Source organism: Frankia sp. ACN1ag, assembly GCF_001414035.1.
GTDB classification, from domain to species: domain Bacteria; phylum Actinomycetota; class Actinomycetes; order Frankiales; family Frankiaceae; genus Frankia; species Frankia torreyi.
The window spans coordinates 74,884-90,511 of sequence record NZ_LJPA01000012.1 but is presented as its reverse complement, the minus strand read 5'-3'; the positions used below and the strand labels follow the sequence as shown (position 1 = coordinate 90,511).

The following is a 15,628-nucleotide window of genomic DNA, read 5'->3' as shown; positions in this document are numbered from 1 at the left end:
GGCCGACCCGGGTGAAATGACCGGTGCGGGTGTGCCGGTCCNCCCACCCTTCCAACCGTTCCCCGGAGACACCGAGGCGGCGGGCGGCGGTGAGGAGGTCCACGTCGGCGTCGATGTCGGGGCTGTCGGCGCCGAGCACCGTCCACACCTCGTGGTCGGTGAGCCCCCGTGCCAGCAGGTCGCGGGACCAGTAGGTTCCGCGGGCGGTCGCCTGCCACTGGCGGTGCGCGGCACCGCGGTCCGGGCCCAGCAGGAGCAGCCCCCGCACGGCCAGCACCGCGAGGCGCAGCGTCACGTCGACCCGGTCCACGCGCCGGGCGGTGTCCAGCAGTTCGGCGATGGCCTCGCCCGAGGCCAGGCCGGTCTCGGCCTGGGCGATGATGATCGCGGCCCACAGCTCCCGCGGCAGCACCTCCTCCTGCGGGCGTGCCCCGGAGTCGGAGTGCGGCGCCGCGGCGAGCAGCGGGCCGCAGGCATACACCCAGCCGCCACCAGTCTCATACCGGTCGCACAGACCGAGCAGGGCGAGAACGTTGAGCAGGGTTGCCGCCTCGACGGCGGGCACCTGGAGACGATCCGCTACTCGGCTCGCGGGAAACGTGCCCGTGCGCGCCGCTCGGCGAGTGGACCAGGCCAGGGCCTCGCGTAGCCGACCGACCGGCACACGGTTGATCGTGTGAACGTTCGCGGCCGCCCTCGGCCGGGTCGGTGAACGCACGTCGTCTCCCGTCAGGGTGCTGCGGGCGAGCCCGGCATGGCTCGTCCCCGTCTGTGGGGTGAGGTCGCCGGTCGCGGGCAGCCAGGGCAGGCATCGGGTAGCCCCGTCCCGTGAGCGGCCAGCGGGGCGGTCGTCCCGGCGGCGGCCACCAACGCGGGCAGGTTGACGATGCCGAGGGCGCGGCGGCTGAGCGCGAGGACACCCGCGTCGCGCAGGTCGGCCAGCGCGCGATGCACGGCCGGGAGGGAAGCGTGGGCGAGCTCCGCCAGCTCGGACTGGCTCAGCGGGATCACCACGCGTCCCGCCGGGTCGGGCCGGCCAGCGAAGCTGCGGCGCAGCTCGATCAGCGTGCGCGCGACGCGCACGGCGACCGGAGCGAGACCCGTGATCCACTGCCGGGTCGCCTGCCGGAGCAGCGCGCACTGCACGCGGCAGTACGACTCCCGGGCGCTGGGATACGCGGCGAGGACCTCCGCGAACCGGGCGGCCGGGATCCACCGGACCAGCGTGAGTGCGCCCGCCGTCACCCTCATCCCACCCACCGCCGACAGCGTGTCCGCGTCGACCACCTCACCGCTGTGATGGAGGGCGAGCAGCACCGTCGTCCCGTTCTCCGCGGCGGCGGTCACCGTCACCCAGCCGGAGAGCAGCACGATCACCAGCTGACCCGCCTCGTCTTCCCGCAGAACGGGCTCCCCCGCGGCAACCGCGTCGCCGCGCCCCATGCTCACGACGGCGGCGCGGGTCTGCGGGTCCAGACCGCCGAGGAACCGGCCGGCCCACCGCTGCAATTCCGGGCCGCGCCGAGGCTGCCAGGTCCCACCGAGGACCCGGCAACCGGCGGGAAGTCGGGTGGTCTTCGCCGCATCTTCCGCGATCATGGGAGGTGCGGGGTCGTCAACACCAGGATGATCAAAGCGAGAAGTGCGGCCACCGCCACCACGCACTCCCCCACCGGCGGCCCCGCTTCCCCCGCAGCCCGCCCGACGTCCTGCCGACGGTCCTGCGCGGGCGAGGGCGTGGTCTCATCCACCGGCATGCACCCACCAGGCTGTGCGATGCAGCTCCGCGGTGGCGTACCGGGCTGCGAGCAGGTCCACCCGGCGGGTCCGGGCCCGAAACGCACGCTGCTGCTGGCCGCTGAGGGTGACCGGCGTCGCCGTCGAGGGCGAGGTGAGGGTGAGGCCGAACTGGTGGGCCAGATGCTCCGCGCGCCCGCCGCGGCCCGGCCGCGAGGCCACCGCTTCCTCCGCGCAGGCGGTCATCGTTCCCCCGAGTCCGCCAGGCACGGGTCGGACACGAACGAGTCCATGTCCACACGCAGAACCATCAGCTCTCCCTTGGCAGCCAGCACGACGGCGGACGCGCGCAGGCTCTCCTCGTCGTCGCAGAGGACCGCGCCGCCTGGAGTGGGCACGCCGTCCCGGAAACGGCTGACCGGGACGCGGATGGTGTCGCCCGGCTCGATGGTGTTGCAGTCGACGAAGGCGGTCGCCGTCATGTCGTCTCTCCTGATCGCCGAGGGTGGGCGGGTGTGGGTGAGGTGCGCGGGAGGGTCCCGGTCACAGGGGCGGCGGCCAGGGACCCGTCCCGCCCACCGGATCGAGCCGGCGACCAGGAGGAGCAGCGGGCCGGCGCCGAGGATCAGACCGGTCGCTGCCGCCTCGCGGTCCGCGGCCTGCAGGTCGCCGGACCAGCGCGGGTCCAGGCCGCCCGGCGGGGTCCTCGATGCGCCGGGCGCGGTACGCCCGGCGGCAGCAGAAAGACCCATCGCGGGGATCACCGTGATGGGATCGGCATGGCGCCGGCCCGCATGAGGATGTCCTGGTACGCCTGCGCGCTGGTCGTCTCGTCCCCGAGCTGCTGGGGCTTGCGGCTTCCGTGGAAGTCGCTTGACCCCGTCACGATCAGACCGAGCTGGGTGGCGAGGTCCCGCAGCCACCCGCGGATCTGCGGGCTGTGCTTGGGATGGTCCACCTCGAAGCCGTCAAGCCCGTAGCCGGCGAGCTCGGTGAGCTGGTCGGTGGTGAGCATCGTGCCCCGGCCCGGGTCACCCGGATGGGCGAGGATCGGGACGCCGCCCGCCCCGCGGACCGCGGCGATCGCGTCGAACACGCTGGGCTGGACCTTCTCCCGGTGGTATCTGCCCCGGGGGCCGATCCACTGCTCGGTGAACGCCTCCTCCCGCGTGGCGACGAGGCCGGCGGCGATCAGCTCGTCGGCGATGTGCGGCCGACCGGGCGGCCGCCCGCCGGCACGGCGCGCCACGCTGTCCCAGCCGATCGGATGGCCGTCGGCGGCCAGGGCCGCGACCATCTCCCGGGCGCGTTGCCTCCGGCCCTCCCGCGTCGCATGCAGCATCGCGGTCAGCGCCCGGTTGTCCGGGTCGGGCAGGTAGGCCAGCAGGTGCAGGGTCTGCCGCCGCTCGCCGATCACGATGTAGCAGGAGACCTCCACCCCCGGCAGCAGAGTCAACCCCGCCGGCAGCGCCGCGGCGGCCCGCGGGATGCCGGTCATGTCGTCGTGGTCGGTCAGACCGACGACGTCGAGCCCCGCTGCGCGGGCCTGCAGGACCAGCTCCTCGGGGTCCAGGGTGCCGTCCGAGATCGTGGAGTGGGTGTGCAAGTCAATGGTCATCGAAGAATCCCGTCCGTGAAGGTGGTGAGAGTGACGCGCAGCCAGACCAGCCCGGTCGTCGTGTCCACGCCGCGTACCACCGCGGCGGCCCGCCGGCCCGCGCGGTCCCCGACTCGCACGCTGCTCCCCGGTGCAGGCCGCCCGCCCGGGAAACCATCCAGTGAACAGGTGAGTGTGCCGTCGCCGTCCATGTCCGCGAAATTCACCCGGGCCGCGCCGTCGGGCAGCGGCCGGGAAACGACCCGGCGCACCATCGCGAGAACCTGCCGCCGGGTGTATGGCATCACGGCAGACCACGCCGGGCGCCGACAAACACCGTCGGTGTGCTCACGGCTATCGTCCTACGCTGTCGTAGTGTTACATACCAGGCTGCCTCATATCGGGCGGCAAACACATCGCCGAGCTGGTCGCGGACCATGTCCATCGGCCGGGAGACCCCCGGGTACAGCGGCATCCGCAGGAATTCCGCAACGCTATCCTGATCACGCAGAATGACGGTCTCAGGAACGACCGCGAAACTGTCGACAGCCAAACACGCGCCGTAGGGATAGATGGCGGCCGCGAGATCATCGGTGGCGTGACGGAGGCGCGCGGGGACCGCCTGCAGGATCGCGGTGTCGGCCCGCCACTGCTCCGCCGCGGTCAGCCCGGCCAGCACGTCGTGGCGCCGGTAATGCGGCAGAGGCTGGCCCAGTGAGAGCTTCCCCTCCGGGGCGAGCACGCGGGCCGCGTCACCCAACACCCCGGCCACATCGACCTGCACCGTGTGCCCGATGACAGCCTGCACCGCCCCGTCCGCAAACGGCAGACGACCCGCCTCGGCCACAACCCTGCGCACCCCGTCCGGCGCGCCCCCGCCACCCGATGCCGAATCGACCGCGCAGACGACACCGGACGGTCCGACACGGGCCAGAGCCGGGAGGGACAGTGCGCTGGCCCCACCGCCCAGGTCCACGACCAGACCACCCGGGCTGATCTCCGCCGCGTCCAGAACACGCCGCACCCCCGACACCGTCACCGCCGGCACCACCCTTTCCTCGTTTCCGTCCGACTCCGCCGTCCCTTGCCCTCAGAAAAAGCCTCCGCCGCAGGCTGCCGGCGACACTCGATACGGCGCGCCTCGGTCTGCGCCACGCATCGCGTCAGGTGGAGGCCCACACGCCCCCACGAAAAAGAGACATGAAGATCAAACACTGAAATCTGGCTACAGGGCTTTCACCACGATGTCGACGGCGATGAGGAAGGAAATCCAGGCAGCCTGGAAGAGAAAGTATTTCTTGAGCGCGTCCAGGGGATCGGTGTCCACGTCGGCCTCACCGTCGTCGTCCCAGACGTCGTCCCAGCAGCCGGTCAGCATCCCGCATTGGCCGGTTTCCGGCCCGCCGCGGCGCAGGTCCTCCTCCCGGTCGAGATGGCGGCCCACAGCCTGGCCGATCTGCCAGGCCGCCTTGGGAATTCCGGCGGCCCGTGCCTGGTCAAGGGCCCGGGAGTACGCCTCGTACCATTCCGGTTCGCTGGTCACAGGACGGTCCGGCCACGGATCGACCCGGACGGCATCGATCTGGACGACCGGCGTCAGCACGTCCACGGACCCTGCCGTGGCCGCGGCATGCCGCCAGGCGCGGACATACCAGTCGGCAGCGTCGGCACCCCCAGCCGCGGTCACGGTCCCCACCGGGCTGGGCATCCCCGCCACCGAGCTGTACAGGAACGCCTCAACGTCGCCGGCGTCCACCCGCCCGCGCGTGAACCCGAGACCGATGACGACCGGCAGAAGGCCGACGGCGCGGGCACGCCAGATCATCTCGGCCTCCAGGACACGCAGCGCCGGTGTGCGCTCTGGCGGGATGCCCCTGTCCTGCGCGCCCAGGCCCCGCACAGCGGGGACGATCACACGGTGGTGTGCGGGTTGGACGAGGCTGACCCAACCACCAGGGCGCACCACCCGGGCGATCTCCTGCAGCACCGGGGTCAGCGGCACCCCGCTGCGGAACACGTCGTTGCCGACGACGAGACCCACGTCGCCGTCGGACAGCGGCAGCGCGTCCAGAGCCGCGCGGACCGGCCGGAACCGGCCCTCCACGGGTGCGCCGTCCTCGCCGGTCCGTACCAGCACCACGGCACGGTCATCCACGTGGTTGACCAGCTCGGCAGTCAGGGTCGGGTCCCCGCCCAGGTCCAGCACCCGGGCACCCGCGCCCACCTCGGCTTCGTCGAAGACGACCCCCCGGTAGCCCGTTCCCCCCACCAGCAGGGGCACCGGATCATCCGGCGCGAACGTCCAACGCCGAGAACCCGGACGGAAGAACCTGGTCATGNCTTGCGGGCCAACGCCCCGTAAATGGAGACCTCGGCGTCGGTCACGTCGGACGGCTCCGCGGGGTCGGGCCGCCAGCGGTGCACCACCTGGACACCCGGCTCGACCAGCTCCAAGCCGTCGAAGAAGCGGCCCACCTGGGCGGCCGTGCGGGCCTGGGCGGTGATCCCCCGCGCCCGGTACACCTCCGCCATCTCCAGCGCCGCCGGGTCGAGATCGGCGGTCGCATGGGTCAACGCCAGATAGCTGCCGGACGGCAACTCCTCCAGCAGGCGGCCGACGATCCCATACGGGTCGGCGTCGTCGGGCACGAAATGAAGGATCGCGATGACGGACAGCGCGACCGGCCGGCTCAAATCGAAGGTGTCCCGCAGCTCCGGCGCGGCCAGGATCCGCTCGGGGTCCAGAAGATCGGCGTCGAGGTAGGCCGTCCGCCCCTGCGGAGTGCTGGCCAGAAGCGCACGAGCATGGGTCAGCACAATCGGATCGTTGTCCGCATACACCACCCGGGACTCGGGCGCGATCCTCTGGGCCACCTCATGCAGATTCGGGCTGGTCGGGATTCCCGTCCCGACGTCGAGGAACTGCCGGACCCCGACTTCACCGGCCAGATACCTGGTCACCCGAACCATGAACTCCCGGTTCTGGCGGGCCATCACCACCGCGTTGGGGAACACGGCGAGAGCGTCCTCGGCGGCCTGCCGGTCGGCCGGGAAATTGTCCTTCCCACCCAGGTAGTAGTCATACATCCGCGCCGAATGCGGCACATCGATCTTCAGGTCGGTCGTAGGCCACATCGAGGGGGTGGAGACCAGGGTGGGCGCGGCGCCGCCGCCCCCGTCATCGTCGATCATGTTGTCCCTTGTCGGGGATGGGGCCTGCCCGCCCGCACGAGGCTCTCACCATCCGTATGGCTGGAGCCCGCGAGCGGAAGCATGCCGGATCAGAGCGTCGCGAGAACCCGGCCGCCGACGAGGCGGAAGCCGTCGCCGTCCGGGTCCGGCTCCGCCAGCACGAACCGCGGGCCCACCGCGTTGATCAGGACCCGCGTCATCTTCTCCAGGTGATCCCGCCGTTCCTCGACGTAGATCTCCATCAGCGTGTCCGTCTGCTGCGCGGTGAGGACCGCCATCACCTTCGCGATGTACTCGTCTCCCCGCGCCTCGAGCGCGGCCAGAGACCCACCTCGCTGCCCGTAAACGACCTGACGCGCCTTGAGCCCTTCCGGAGTCAGCGCCTCGGGCGTGACCGCCACAGTGTGCGCGGCCAGGGCCATGTCCAGCTCGATGTCCCTCCGCCCACGGCGGTACTCGGCCTGGAGGTTCAGCAACGTCACGATCTGGTCCGCGGTCAGGACCAGGCGCCCGTGGTGATCCAGGACCCTGCCCAGCAGTTCCGTGGGCGCCGTGGTCTCAGGGGTCAGGTCCATGATCCCCGCATCATGCGGGCGCGTCGAATAGTTCGGAGGCATGACAGATTTCCCGATCGGATAGGCGGGTTGATGGAACCTCCCCGCCCGCAGCAGGACGTAGATCTTGGCGTCCTCGACAGTGAGGCGCCGCGGGCGGAGAGGGGCATGAGGACCGCTGGTTCGGCGGGTCCGGCAACGGTGACCGGATCTGAACCTAGGGGGCTTTCTGGCCCCTGGGGTTGGACAAAATGTCCGTGGCCCGAGCCTGGGCGGGGGACGCAGAGTGAGACGGGACAAGCGAGGTCCGGCGATACCATCCGTGGCAGGGCGGATCGTCTCTGGGTGGTGCCGCGCCAGGCCTCATGGGGGTGGTTATGGACAGTCGCGGCGTCGGCCAGCGGGTGCGTTACTGGCGAACGCGGCGCGGTCTCACCCGCCAGCAGCTCGCTGACCTCTGCGACCGGTCCAACAGCTGGGTGGACAAAATCGAAGCCGGACAGCGCAATCTTGTGCGCCTACCGATGTTGGAGAGGGTGGCCACCGCTCTCAACATCGAGGTGGCCGCCCTCACCGAGGATGACGCCGCCGAACGCGCCGCCCAATGCCTCGACGGCACCGAGGTACGAGCGATCCGTGCGGCTCTCGGTTCCTACGATGCCCTTCTCGGCCCGCTGGACAGCGCCCGTGACCCCGACTTGGGCCGGCTTCGGCAGCAGGTCGACCATGCCTGTGCCGCCTGGCTGTCTTCGCACTTCACCGTCATGGGCCAGGTCCTGCCCGGCCTGATGGGTGAGGCCCAGGCCGCCGTCCGGACCCTCGACGGCGACGACCGTCTGGAAGCCAGCCGCCATCTGGTGATGACCTACCGCCTGGCAACCTCCACCTTGCTCAAGTTCGAGACCACCGACGTGGCCTGGCTCGCGGCCGACCGGGCCATCAACCTGGCCAGCCAGACCGGCGACACCATCTGTCTGGCACGAGCCACCCGCAGCGTCGCCCGCGCCATGACCCAGACCGGCCAGCTTGCCGAAGCCGTGGACCTGCTCATCGCCATGGCCGATCGCATGGAAACACAGATCACCGACGATCCAGAGCTGACCTCTCTCTACGGAATGTTGCTCCTGCCCGCCGAGATTGCCGCCGCGTCCCAAGGCGATGCCGCCACCGCGCTGTCCCTTCATGAGCAGGCGGACGCCGTAGCTCGAACCCTGGCGCCAGACTTCAGCCACCGGGTTACCGCCTTCGGCGTCACCAACGTCGAGCTCCACCGCCTGGCGGCGCTCGTCCGCCTGCACGAAGGAGCTGCCGCTGTGGCCTTCGCTCAAACCATTGACCCCGCCCGCTTGAACCGGCTCCCTCGTGAACGCAGGGCTAATTACCTGCTTGATCTGGCCGAGGCCCACCGTCAGGCCGGCAATCCCGAGCCGGCCATCCGGGCCCTGCTCGATGCAGACCGGATCGCCCCCGAAGAAGTACGGTGCCGCCCAGTCGGAAAGCAGCTTGTCAACGACCTGCTCAAGCGCCCCGGTACCCGTCCCCTTTCCGAGCTGAGCCAGTTGGCCCAGCGGATTGGGCTGTCCACGTGAATCACCGGGGGCGGGTGCTGTACGTCGTGGTGTGCGGAGCTGGACCCGCCAGCGAGGTCGGCCAGCTCGTGGAGCTGGCCCAGCAGCGCGAGTGGACGGTGCAGCTCATCGCAACTCATGCTGCCGTCAGCCATTTCCTGAACGTGCCGGCCCTGGAGCAGCAGTCCGGTCGACCCGTCCGTACCACCTATCGGCCGGCGGGCGATCCGGCAAGGGTGCCCGATGCTGACGCCGTCATCGTGGCTCCCGCTACATACAACACCATCAACAAATGGGCGTCCGGGGCAGCCGACACCTACCCCTTGAGCGTCGTGGCCGAGCTCACCGGGCTCGGCCTGCCCATCGCCGTGTTGCCGTTCGTCAACCAGGCCCTCGCAGCGAACCGGGCCTTCAGCCGAAGCGTCGAGGAGCTACGAGCGGCCGGCGTGACCGTCCTCCTCGGGCACGGTGCCTTCGAGCCCCACCCACCCCGCTCTGGCGGGACCAAGGTTTCAACTTTTCCTTGGGAACTAGCGGTGGACGCGGTGAGTTAAATCGGGCCCTCCAAGTCGCCACCTTTCTCTCCAACTGAATGACGGGGGACCGCGGCGGTGGCACCATGCTTTTCGTAGGTCGCTGCGGCGACGACTGCTCTATGGCAAAGAGAGGGCGGTAGCCATGGAACTCGACTTCAATGACGCCTTCGAAGGAGATGTGATCTTGAAAGTGGCGGAGTCTGAGTATTTCAAGGTCGAAGGAGACAGTGACACGCGCAATAAATACGACGAGATCTGAGATGTCGCCGACCGCTCCCGGCCGCCCCGCCGGCGTCGGAACATACAGCACACCAAACTGACCGTGTTGACCTTCAGGTTCGGACCCGTGCGGGTCTCCGAACGGTGGCGATGGCATCAGGAGCGGTGGACGAGCGGGGAGAACTGGCTGGAGCCCTTCGGGCATCCTCTGCTGGAACATGGTGTCGTGACCGACGGGCATTCCAGCTTCCTGTTCGTGCGGGAGAGAATGAGGCAGGCATCCCCCGATGAGGGCGATGGCGGTCGCCGGCCGTGTCTCGTTGACGAAGGACTCTACCGAGCTCGACGCCGCGAGGTTCTCGACTGGCCCTTGGACTTCACGTTGGTGGAATGCGCTCCGGACGGCACGGTCCAGCTCACGGCGGGCCACTGGGGAACCGCTCCCCTGTACCTCGGTCTCGGCGACGGCGCGCTGCATGCATCCTGGTCACTGGCCGAGCTGACCCCCCGCGTCGAGACCGGCGGCCTCTACCCGATCGCGGTCACACGAGCGCTGACCCGACGCGGCCGCTACAGCACGCAGACCCTGTTCCGCGACATCTCCATGCTGACCGAGCGTACGAGCGCCCACTACGATCCCCGCGCGACCACGCTCACCGTGNTCTATCCCGATCCCGCACAACACGCCCGTCCTCGACAGATCCGCGACGGCGTCGACATCGTCGACGTGTATGAACTGCTCCTGAACCACGCCGTCGGCCGGCGGCCGTACGCACCGCAGGCCAGCGCGGTGGAGCCGTCCGGGGGGATGGATTCCGGGAACGTCACGGTGACCCTCGCCGCCCGCGATCCCGGGCAGGTCCTCGCCTACGCACTCCTGATCGGCGGCCCCGCCTGGGAACATCCCCCGCTGCATCCCGGGGGATGCCGGGCCCGCGGGGAACCCGTCGGCCCCCTCGCCGAGCCCTACCACGAAGCGGTCGAACAGATCCTCACCGCCGCCCGCGACAAGGGCATCGACATGGAACAGGGCGTGCGCGAGCACGGGATGCCTCTGCTCGCGGCCATCCTCGACGACTCCCTGCTCATCGACCTGGGCTACCTCGACGGCGGCCAGCTCCGCGCCGCCTACCAGCGACACGCCGACGGCGGACCCGTCGACACCGGTCTGTTCAGCATCCTTAGCCTGGAGCCACGAACCACAACCGCCGCGGGAGGGCACGGATGTACCTGATCCGACCGGCCACCGCCACCGATCAGGCACCGGTCACGTCCATGATCCACGCCTGTGCGGAGTGGATGCGCGCGCACGGTCACGGCCGCTGGTCGAGCTGGCAGACCAACGCGGAGCAGCTCGGCGCCCAGACCNCCGACCCCGACTGGCCCGTCTGGGTCCTCACCACCGGATCCGGGCGGATCGTCGGCTGCACCACCATCACGGCCGGTACCCCGCGCCTCGGCTGGACCGACCAGGAACAGACCAAGCCCGCGGTCTTTCTCCGGTCCACCGTCACGCATCCCGACCTCGCCGGCGACGGCCTCGGGGCCCTGATCGCCTTCTGGGCGCTCGACCATGCCGCCCACCAAGGCGCTCAGTGGGTGCGCCGCGGAGTCCTCACCATTGGCCCGGACAACCGCGGACTCATCGGCTACTACCGCCTACAGGGCTGGACGGTGACCCGCGCCATCCCCCACCCCCGCAAGGCGACCGTCACCGTCTGGTCGCTGCAACGTCCGGCCACCCCGCAGCCGGATCTGGACTCGATCCTCGTCGAGGTGGCTGATGCGGTCCTTGCCGAAAGGCATTGACGGGAGCCGAGTCCCGACCACGTCGGACCGGCCTGGAGCTGGAACACGCATCCGGAGCCGATCACTTCGTGCAGATCGCCGGGCATACGCCCACCGCTGAGGCTCCACATGTAGGATGCGGGCTTCCTGTTACGCCATGCGCTATCTACGGAGCTGGCTGTGTCGCATCTCGTCGCTCACCTTCAAGCAGGAGGTCCCGGAAGGCTGGCCTCTCGGGCTGATGCGGGGGCAGCTCGTGGCGATCAGTGATTCGGACATATCGAGTGCACTTTCCGCTTACATCGAGCGTTACCCCGACGAGGCTGCGCTGCTGACTGAGCCGCTGCTACTGCTTTCCCAAGGACGGGATTTCGCCTCGCGGCGGACCTTTCCGATGCACGTAACTGCCGGTGCGCTTCTGGTCCGTAGTGACGGCTGCGGTGACGCCGAGATCCTGCTGGTCGAGCACCGCGCGTACGGGATCACGTTGCAGCCTGGCGGCCACCTGGAGCCGACCGACACCACACTCATCGGCGCGGCAGTGCGCGAGTTGACGGAGGAGACCGGTGTTGACCCTGACACGGTCTTCCCCGCGTCGCAGACCCCCGTCTACATCGAGTACGGGCAGGTTCCGGCACGACCGACGAAGGACGAGCCGGATCACTACCACCTCGACATCGGGTACGCCTTCACCACGGCACATGCGGAGGTGGGGCGCATCCAGGAGTCCGAGGTGCACGGTGCCGCATGGTATCCGCTTGCCGTGGCAGAGCGGCTTGTCGGCCACCGCATCGCGCGAGCGGTCAACGCACCGGCCTAGATCGGTTGACCGGGGTTCGCTGAACGCCTCCGGCAAGCAGCGGCGCCTTACCGCGGAGCGCACCAGTCAGGGCTCCGCGGTCGTCGTCAGCCTCCCTGCCGAACCGGATGTCGAACCGAACCCGGGCCTCGGCCGACGCTGGCCGAGCTGTGGTGTCCGCTCACGCGGCTCACTCGAAGGATGGTGCGGTCCCGGGTCCGCTTGAGCTCGAAGAAGCCGTCCGTCACGGCGACCATGACCAGTCCGTCCCAGAACCCGGCCTCGGCGCGGCCGGGCTGTTCCTTGGTCATCGGAGTGAACTCCGTGTTATCTCGGACCGGTTGTGCTCAGGTCTTCTCCCGCCGGGGGCTCGATGTCGAACAGGCCGCCTTGGACGGGCCTGTTGCCCTTGGCCGTGCGTCCCGCGAGTTTTACCAGGGCCGTGAGATCGCTGAGCTGCGGATCTTCGTCTGCGGCGCTGACGAGCCGGAAGAACATCTGGGCGGTGACGTCAACGTCAGCAGGGGCCCGGTGGCGATTCGGCGGCTGTTTGATGTGGAAATACGCGAGCAGCGTGTCGAGCCGATAGTTCGGCAGACCTGGGATGAGGTGCGTGGCGAGCGGGATCGTGTCGAGAAAGTCAATGTGAGCCAGCGCCGGGCAGTGCTCGCGCTGATTGTGGATGATGTTGGCTTCGGTGGCGGCGTGTTGAGCGACGAGCAAGTATTGAATGCCTTCAGTGAATCGCCGGTCCAATGCGCCCAGCGCGTCGGCCGGGCTGGGCGCCTGGCGCAGTTGCTCGGGGGTGAGGCCGGTCTGGGCCGTGTCGGCCGGCGTCACCGGGGCGAAGTCGGGCGGCCGGATGAGGGAGGTGTACCTACCGGCCTCGCTCCACCCGCCGTCCTCGTAGCGGAGTGCAAGAGCGGCAACCTCGGTGGGCTGGGCCGGGTGGCCCGCAGGGGTCGTCGCTTCGAAGTCGATGACCACGAAGGTGGTCGCCCGAAAGGCGGGATCTTGTGTCAAACCGCCCATGCTTCCACCGCTCTCTTCCTCGTAGGGCCGGGTCGTGGCGGTCGCTCGCCTGCGCTTGGTATCGAGACGAGCATGCCGGAGCGCCCGCTCGATGATGCGTCGTCATTGAATAAGGCTGGAGGCGGCCTGCGTGGCGGCCTTCAGGCTCGGCGCGTTCCAGCGCCGCTCGCCTGTCCAGGTCTCGCTCAGGGCGCGGTACAGGTCTGACATGACCGGAACGAACTCTGGCGGGAGGGGTGCCGGCTGTGGCCAGTGGCTTCTGGGCACACTGTCGTGGATCAGTGCGTCGACCGGCACCTCCAGCCTGTTCGCCACGTACCAGTCCCGGAGGATCTGCTTGCCGCAGTGGACTCCGCCGAACATCAGGCGGCTTTCGTCGGGTGTGCCGGGGCTGTCGGCGACCACGAGGCGCGCATCGCTCGACACCAGGAACTCGACCTTGCCGTCACAGTGCCTCAGCCCGACCTTGTTGCTGTGCTCGGTGAGCACCTGGTCGACCGCGATGGCGGTGTCGTGCATCGTCTGGAACTGCTCGTCGCTCAAAGCGGCGAGGCGCTGGGCCTCGGGCGCGCTGACGTAGCGGTTGACGTCCTCCAGCATGGTCGCGTACTCGACGAATGGGCGCTCAAGCCGCTGGTCGTCCGCGGGAAGGCTGGTGAGCCCGAGCTCGGCCAGTGTCAGCGTGCCTGCTGCGAGCCGGCGGTGAACGGAGCTTCCTGGCGGGAGTTCGGTGCGGATGAGGACCTGCACGGGGACGAGGTAGGGTCCGGCGTTCGGCGTGAGCGGTCCGGTGTCGGGGCCTGGCACACGGGCGAGGTCGAACTCGATCCGGTTGGGGGCGATGAACCGGCGGAAATGGGTTGGCACGCCTGCCGCTTCCNGCATCGTGAAGGTGAAGGCGGCCATGTGGGCGATCGCCTCGCCTTTGCCGGGGATCGGGTCCGGCATCCTGCCGTAGTGGAACACCGTGTAGTGGTCGGTGTACTCGAAGACTCCGACGCCCTCTCTCGTGGGCGTGGGCGGGTCGATGATCTCCAGGTTCTTGGTGGAGTGGAGGACGGGCATCATGCTCCCCGGGTGCGACGGCCTCGTGCCGTCATCGGGCGGAACCTTCTGATCGTGGTGGCCGGTTCGGCGTCGTCGGCCAGGTGGCCGTCGATGACCATGATCACGTGCATGCCGGCCGTGCGGGCCGAGGCGACGCCGTCGCGGGCGTCGTCGACGGCCAGGCAGCGGTCCGGCGGCACCTCGAGGCGTCGGGCAGCCAGCAGGTACACGTCGGGGGCCGGCTTGCCCTTCGTGACGTCTTCGCGCACGACGACCGCCGCGAACTCCCGCGTCAGGCCCAGGGCGTGCATGCCCGGATGGACGAGCAGGCGACTGGCACCTGAGGCCACGGCGCAGGGCAGCCCAGCACGGCGGGCGCGGCGCAGGAGCGCGACAACGCACGCGACAGGGGTGATGCTGTGGACGGTGGCCAGCAGATGGGCGCGGCTCTGGGCGATGATCTCTTCGTGCGGCAGGTGCCGACCGCCTGGTAGCGCGTCGAGCAGGTCATGGATGGATAGGCCGACGTGTCCGCGATACCAGTCGTGGTCCAAGCCGACGCCGTGTGCCTTCAGCGCCGCTCGCAGCGCCTGCTCGTGGCTGGGTGTGGTGTCGGCGAGGGTGCCGTCGAAGTCGAAGACAAGGGCCTTGATGCCGGCAGGGATCGCGGGCATGCAGGTGCCCGCTGGGTCCGGGTGTGGGCAGACCGAGGGAGGGGCCGCCTCGTTCATGCGGGCGCCGGGTCCGCGTGGTGGCCGCAGCACATGCACCGGGTATCTGTGTCCTGCCACGGCTCGTGCAAGCAGCCCAGGTCGGTCCCCTCGCCGTGGATCCACGTCCGGATCAGATCGGCCGCCTCGTGCTCGTCGACGCTGCGCCGGTCCACGACCCGGTAGCGGGCCGGATCGGTGGCGGCGAGCCGTTCGTAGAGTTCGCGTGCCTCACGGATGAACGTGGCCTGCTCGTTGGTGAAGACGCGCTGGTCGCGGCGTTGCGCACGTCCGATGGCTTCGGAGGCGTCGTCGGTGATCAGGATCGTGAGGTCGGGCAGCGGCCGGTAGGAGGAAGCGAGTTCCAGCAGGGCGATCGCCGTGTCCAGGGCGGCGTCGCCGTTGTCGGGGTGCAGCAGCAGTGCCTGGCACACCGCCGTGGTGTCGACGCCACGGCCCTCGATGACGGCACGTCCGCGCGACAGCTCGCCGACGGCGACGTCCAGGTCATGCCGCTTGATCGCCAGCAGGATCAGGGCTTCGGCCATGGGAGTGCCGCCGCGTAGGAATGGGTCGCCTGCGCTGGCCTCGCCCAGCGCGCCCAGCAGGGCTTCACCCAGTCCCCGGCGACTGTCGGCTCTCTGGGAGAACCCCTCCAGTGCCAGCGGCTTGTCGTCGAGGGCGTGCACGGCGCGCCTGGTCAGATAGGTCTTGCCGACTCCCGTGACGCCGTCGACGGAGATCAGTGGGCCGCGGGTGCAGGACTGGCGTACCGAGGCAATCGTCATGCCGGCAGTTCCGTTCCGGGACGAGGATGGGGCGCCGTGGAAGGGGTCGCTCCGGTGGGGT

16 protein-coding genes and 2 pseudogenes are annotated in these 15,628 nt (G+C 69.7%); 4 read left to right on the top strand and 14 right to left on the bottom strand.

Annotated features, from left to right (window positions below):
* Positions 1-729: 729 nt before the first annotated feature.
* The 8 genes from UK82_RS12845 to UK82_RS12805 all read right to left on the bottom strand — a co-directional run bounded on the left by UK82_RS12845 (position 730) and on the right by UK82_RS12805 (position 7,101).
* The gene (locus UK82_RS12845) at positions 730-1,599 is read right to left on the bottom strand and encodes a Crp/Fnr family transcriptional regulator (RefSeq protein ID WP_055407346.1); all 870 of its coding nucleotides are present in this window, start codon (positions 1,597-1,599) and stop codon (positions 730-732) included.
* Positions 1,600-1,743: 144 nt separating this feature from the next.
* Positions 1,744-1,959, bottom strand: a complete 216-nt coding sequence (locus tag UK82_RS12840; RefSeq protein WP_152989879.1) for a hypothetical protein — start codon at positions 1,957-1,959, stop codon at positions 1,744-1,746.
* Between the two features lie 20 nt (positions 1,960-1,979).
* Complete coding sequence (locus UK82_RS12835; RefSeq protein ID WP_152989878.1) at positions 1,980-2,489, bottom strand: hypothetical protein; 510 nt, start codon at positions 2,487-2,489, stop codon at positions 1,980-1,982.
* An 8-nt stretch (positions 2,490-2,497) separates the two neighbouring features.
* Complete coding sequence (locus UK82_RS12830; protein ID WP_055407339.1) at positions 2,498-3,355, bottom strand: PHP domain-containing protein; 858 nt, start codon at positions 3,353-3,355, stop codon at positions 2,498-2,500.
* Positions 3,352-3,609 (bottom strand): hypothetical protein, encoded by a 258-nt coding sequence (locus UK82_RS12825; protein ID WP_152989877.1) that lies wholly within the window; start codon positions 3,607-3,609, stop codon positions 3,352-3,354. Before UK82_RS12825 ends, UK82_RS12830 begins: the two co-directional genes overlap by 4 nt.
* A gap of 29 nt (positions 3,610-3,638) precedes the next feature.
* A complete protein-coding gene (locus UK82_RS32725) occupies positions 3,639-4,382 on the bottom strand; it encodes a hypothetical protein (protein ID WP_055407335.1) in 744 nt (247 codons plus the stop codon).
* A 1,292-nt stretch (positions 4,383-5,674) separates the two neighbouring features.
* Positions 5,675-6,469, bottom strand: a 795-nt coding sequence (locus UK82_RS12810; protein WP_236705890.1) for an SAM-dependent methyltransferase, incomplete at its 3' end; no start/stop codon positions are given.
* A gap of 146 nt (positions 6,470-6,615) precedes the next feature.
* A complete protein-coding gene (locus tag UK82_RS12805) occupies positions 6,616-7,101 on the bottom strand; it encodes a hypothetical protein (protein ID WP_055407331.1) in 486 nt (161 codons plus the stop codon).
* Positions 7,102-7,457: 356 nt separating this feature from the next.
* On the opposite strand from UK82_RS12805, the gene UK82_RS12800 reads away from it, so the two are divergent.
* From UK82_RS12800 to UK82_RS12780, 4 genes are all read left to right on the top strand, one after another.
* Positions 7,458-8,669 carry a helix-turn-helix transcriptional regulator gene (locus tag UK82_RS12800; protein WP_055407473.1) on the top strand — a complete coding sequence of 404 codons (1,212 nt, stop codon included), beginning with the start codon at positions 7,458-7,460 and terminating at the stop codon, positions 8,667-8,669.
* Positions 8,666-9,202: a flavoprotein gene (locus tag UK82_RS12795; RefSeq protein ID WP_055407329.1), complete on the top strand. Its 537-nt coding sequence runs from the start codon at positions 8,666-8,668 to the stop codon at positions 9,200-9,202. The genes UK82_RS12800 and UK82_RS12795 overlap by 4 nt, the downstream gene beginning before the upstream one ends.
* A 1,570-nt stretch (positions 9,203-10,772) precedes the next feature.
* Positions 10,773-11,212, top strand: a 440-nt coding sequence (locus UK82_RS42655; protein WP_396230542.1) for a GNAT family N-acetyltransferase, incomplete at its 5' end; no start/stop codon positions are given.
* Between the two features lie 235 nt (positions 11,213-11,447).
* Entirely contained in the window at positions 11,448-12,011 is a 564-nt protein-coding gene (locus tag UK82_RS12780) for an NUDIX hydrolase (RefSeq protein ID WP_055407470.1), read from the top strand.
* An 86-nt stretch (positions 12,012-12,097) separates the two neighbouring features.
* Here the strand turns inward: UK82_RS12780 and UK82_RS34345 are convergent, their stop codons facing one another.
* The 6 genes and pseudogenes from UK82_RS34345 to UK82_RS12755 all read right to left on the bottom strand — a co-directional run bounded on the left by UK82_RS34345 (position 12,098) and on the right by UK82_RS12755 (position 15,567).
* A complete protein-coding gene (locus UK82_RS34345; protein ID WP_055407322.1) occupies positions 12,098-12,301 on the bottom strand; it encodes a hypothetical protein in 204 nt (67 codons plus the stop codon).
* Positions 12,302-12,317: 16 nt separating this feature from the next.
* Positions 12,318-13,022: a PolC-type DNA polymerase III gene (locus tag UK82_RS12770; protein ID WP_055407319.1), complete on the bottom strand. Its 705-nt coding sequence runs from the start codon at positions 13,020-13,022 to the stop codon at positions 12,318-12,320.
* Between the two features lie 102 nt (positions 13,023-13,124).
* Positions 13,125-13,902: pseudogene (locus tag UK82_RS42650) on the bottom strand (phosphoribosylaminoimidazolesuccinocarboxamide synthase); the annotation flags it as partial.
* A gap of 1 nt (position 13,903) precedes the next feature.
* Positions 13,904-14,087: pseudogene (locus UK82_RS42645) on the bottom strand (phosphoribosylaminoimidazolesuccinocarboxamide synthase); the annotation flags it as partial.
* Positions 14,087-14,743, bottom strand: a complete 657-nt coding sequence (locus UK82_RS12760; RefSeq protein WP_201784183.1) for an HAD family phosphatase — start codon at positions 14,741-14,743, stop codon at positions 14,087-14,089. The gene UK82_RS12760 and the pseudogene UK82_RS42645, both read right to left, overlap by 1 nt.
* A gap of 53 nt (positions 14,744-14,796) precedes the next feature.
* Positions 14,797-15,567, bottom strand: coding sequence for a thymidylate kinase (locus tag UK82_RS12755; RefSeq protein ID WP_055407315.1), 771 nt, complete (start codon positions 15,565-15,567; stop codon positions 14,797-14,799).
* Positions 15,568-15,628: the final 61 nt, after the last annotated feature.